At 74.2% G+C, this 3,600-nt stretch carries 3 protein-coding genes and 1 pseudogene; 3 read left to right on the top strand and 1 reads right to left on the bottom strand.

All coding sequences use genetic code 11. The features are described from left to right. Positions 1-1,344, top strand: a 1,344-nt coding sequence (locus EF903_RS30195) for a nitrate/nitrite transporter (protein ID WP_260616123.1), incomplete at its 5' end; no start/stop codon positions are given. Here the strand turns inward: EF903_RS30195 and EF903_RS30190 are convergent. Next, positions 1,334-2,164, bottom strand: a complete 831-nt coding sequence (locus EF903_RS30190; protein WP_125548173.1) for a maleylpyruvate isomerase family mycothiol-dependent enzyme — start codon at positions 2,162-2,164, stop codon at positions 1,334-1,336. The genes EF903_RS30195 and EF903_RS30190 overlap by 11 nt on opposite strands. A gap of 148 nt (positions 2,165-2,312) precedes the next feature. On the opposite strand from EF903_RS30190, the gene EF903_RS30185 reads away from it, so the two are divergent. Then, positions 2,313-3,086: a carbon-nitrogen family hydrolase gene (locus EF903_RS30185; RefSeq protein WP_125548172.1), complete on the top strand. Its 774-nt coding sequence runs from the start codon at positions 2,313-2,315 to the stop codon at positions 3,084-3,086. 56 nt (positions 3,087-3,142) lie between these two features. Next, positions 3,143-3,600, top strand: a pseudogene (locus tag EF903_RS30180) (hypothetical protein); the annotation flags it as partial.

Below are 3,600 nucleotides of genomic sequence, written 5' to 3'. Positions count from 1 at the left end.
GCCCCCGCCCCCGCGGAACCCCCGGGCGGCAGGCGGGCGCTGGCCGTCTGGTCGATCGGCGTCGCCGTCTACTTCGTCGCCGTCATCTTCCGCACCAGCCTCGGCGTCGCCGGGCTGGAGGCCGCGGACCGCTTCCACGTCTCCGCGTCCGCCCTCTCCGCCTTCTCCCTCCTCCAACTCCTCGTCTACGCGGGCATGCAGGTCCCCGTCGGCCTGATGGTCGACCGGCTCGGCACCAAGCGGGTGCTGACCCTGGGCGCGGTCCTCTTCACCGCCGGCCAGCTCGGCTTCGCGCTCGCGCCCTCGTACGAGACGGCGCTCGCCGCCCGCGCCCTGCTGGGCTGCGGCGACGCCATGACCTTCATCTCCGTCCTGAGGCTGGGCACCCGCTGGTTCCCCGTCCGCCGCGCCCCGCTGATGGCGCAGCTCGCCGGCCTCGCGGGCATGGCCGGCAACCTCGTGTCCACCCTCGTCCTCGCGCCCGTCCTGCACGGGCTGGGCTGGGCGGCGGCCTTCGCGGGCAGCGCGGCCGCGGGCCTGGTGGTGCTCGTCCCGCTGGTGCTGTTCCTGCGGGACGGCCCGGAGGGCGCCGGGGCGGGCCCGGCGGCCGCCGCCGCGGTGCCGGGCGCCGGGCGGGCCGGGTTCGTCCGCAGCCGGATCCGGGACTCCTGGCGCGAGCCCGGCACCCGCCTGGGCCTGTGGGTGCACTTCACCACCCAGTTCCCCGCGATGGTGTTCCTGCTGCTGTGGGGCATGCCGTTCCTCGTCGAGGCGCAGGGGCTGCCGCGGACGACCGCCGCCGGACTGCTCACCCTCATCGTCGCCTCGAACATGCTCTTCGGGCTGGTCTACGGCCAGGTCATAGGCCGCCGCCAGAGCGCCCGCGCCCCGCTCGCCCTCGGCACGGTCGCCCTCACCGCCGCCCTGTGGGCCGCCGTCCTCGCCGTGCCGGGCGGCCGCGCGCCGATGTGGCTGCTGATCGCGCTGTGCGCGGTCCTCGGGACGTGCGGCCCCGCCTCGATGATCGGCTTCGACTTCGCCCGCCCGGCGAACCCGGCCGAACGGCAGGGCACCGCCTCCGGCATCACCAACATGGGCGGCTTCCTCGCCTCGATGACCGCCCTGCTCGCGATCGGCGTCCTGCTCGACGCGACCGGCGGCGACTACCGGGCCGCCTTCTCCTCGGTCTTCGCCGTGCAGCTCCTCGGCATCTCCCGGATCCTCCGGCTCCGCGGCCGCGCGCTGGCACGCGAACGCGAACGCGACGACGAGCGCGAGCGCGAGCGCGCACGCACGGCGGCCGCGGCGCAGTCGGCAGCGTCGCAGCAGGCCGCTACGGCGTGACGGCGAAGTTCGCCAGGATCGCGTCGGCCAGCTCCCGGTCGCCCTCGACCTTCAGCCGGTCGCCGACCGCGTGCGGCCGGACCCGGCCCGCCGCGAGGCGCACGTACGTCTCCCAGTCCGTCGCCAGCGTGACCGCCGGGCCCAGCGAGGGCGACGAGTCGATGCTGCCGCGCCCGTCACCGTCGACGCGCACCGTCCGCAGGAACTCCACCGGCCCGTGGACGTCCACCACGACCGCCGAGTGCGCGGGCGCACCCGCATCCTTCGCGACCACCTTCGGCAGCTGCGCCAGCATCAGGTCCCGCGCCACGTACGCGCCCGGCGAGTCCCAGTTGCCCGGCACGCCGAGCGCCGCCCGCAGGTCCTGCTCGTGGATCCACACGTCGAACGCCCTCAGCCGCAGCGCCGTCTCCAGGGTCACCTGGTCGCCCAGCGGCCCCCGCACGATCGTGGCCGGATCCCGCTTCTCGTTGCGCAGCTGCCGCGACCGCCGGATCAGCGTGTACTCCAGCTCCGAGGTCATCTCCGGCGCGGTGTGGTGCCGCCGGACGTCAACCTGGACCTCCATGTACCGGGTGAACTCGTCGACCACGTGCCGCAGGTCCCGGGGCAGCGTGTGGATCGGCCGCGGGTCGCCCAGCATCTCGGTCTCGATGCCGATGACGTGCGAGACGATGTCCCGCACCGACCACCCGGGGCACGGTGTCGCCCGGTTCCACTCGCCCTCCGTCAGCGGGAGGACCAGCTCGGATATCGCCTCGACGGAATGGGTCCACGCGTCGGCATAGGGCTGGAGGCTGGGATGCGGATGGACGGTCAAGGGGACCCCTCGCGAGCTGTTCGGTGGCGCGTTTTCCGGAAGCGGTGGACTGAATCCCAAACTACGCTGCCGGTGAGCACCCCGGCAGTGCTTTCGTGTGACGATCGTAGGCCCGAATCGGCGGCTTGAACGCCAGAACGGTGGTAGTGTGCGCGCCTCGCTGATCCAAATCGCGGTGTCCGACGGGGAGTCGGTGGCCCGGCGCCGGGCCCGCGTGGCCGGACTCGTACGGGAGCAGGCCGACTCGGACCTCGTCGTGCTGCCGGAGCTGTGGACCGTCGGGGCCTTCGCCTACGAGCTGTTCGAGACCGAGGCCGAGCCGCTCGACGGCCCCACCTTCGAGGCGATGTCCAAGGCCGCGGCCGACGCGGGCGTCTGGCTGCACGCCGGCTCGATCGTCGAGCGCGCCGGCGACGGCTCCCTCTACAACACCGCCCTCACGATCTCCCCGGCGGGCGAGCTGGCCGCCACCTACCGCAAGATCCACCGCTTCGGATTCGACCAGGGCGAGGCCGTGATGATGGCGGCCGGCGACTCCCTGACGACCGTGGACCTGCCGGAGCAGACCCTCGGCATCGCCACCTGCTACGACCTGCGCTTCCCGGAGCTCTTCCGCGGCCTGGTCGACGCCGGGGCGACGACGCTCGTCGTCGCCGCGGGCTGGCCGGCCCGCCGCCGCGCCCACTGGACCCTGCTGAACCGGGCGCGCGCGGTCGAGGACCAGTCGTACGTCCTGGCCTGCGCCCTGGCCGGCACCCACGCGGGCGTCGAACAGGCCGGCCACAGCCTCGCGGTGGACCCGTGGGGCGAGGTCCTGGCCGAGGCCGGCCCGGAGGAGGCGGTCCTCCACGTCGACCTGGACCCGGCGAAGGTGGCGGAGACCCGCGACCAGTTCCCGGCCCTGAAGGACCGCCGCCTCTAGCAGCGGCACGGCCGGCGGCCGGAGCCCCGACCCGACCGGAGGACTAGGTTGGGGCCATGGCCCTGCTCTACGTAACAGACCTGGCGTACCCGGCGCGCGGACGCCGCTACGGCGACGAGGACGTCCACCTCACCTCCCGCCTGCGCGAGCACTTCGACCTGGCCCTGTGCCACCCCGGCGACGCCGCGGCCCTCCTCGCGCACGGCTTCGACGCGGCGGTCGTTCGCAACAGCGGCCCGGTGATCCACCACCGCGAGCAGTGGGAGGCCTTCCGCGCCGCGGCCCGCGCCACCGGAACCCGGGTCTACAACCCGCTCACGGGCCGCGGCGACATGGCGGGCAAGCAGTACCTCCTGGACCTGACCGCGGCGGGCCTCCCGGTCATCCCGACGATCGACGACCCGGCCGACCTGCACCTCCTCCCGCCGTCCGCCGAGTACGCGGTCAAACCCAAGGAAGGCGCGGACTCGATAGGCCTGCTCTACACCCCCGCCCCCTCCCCCCGGCCCGGCAC

This window comes from Streptomyces sp. WAC05292 (assembly GCF_003949955.1).
GTDB lineage: Bacteria > Actinomycetota > Actinomycetes > Streptomycetales > Streptomycetaceae > Streptomyces > Streptomyces globosus.
The sequence above is the reverse complement of the archived record's forward strand: the minus strand, read 5'-3'. Positions and strand labels throughout refer to the sequence as shown.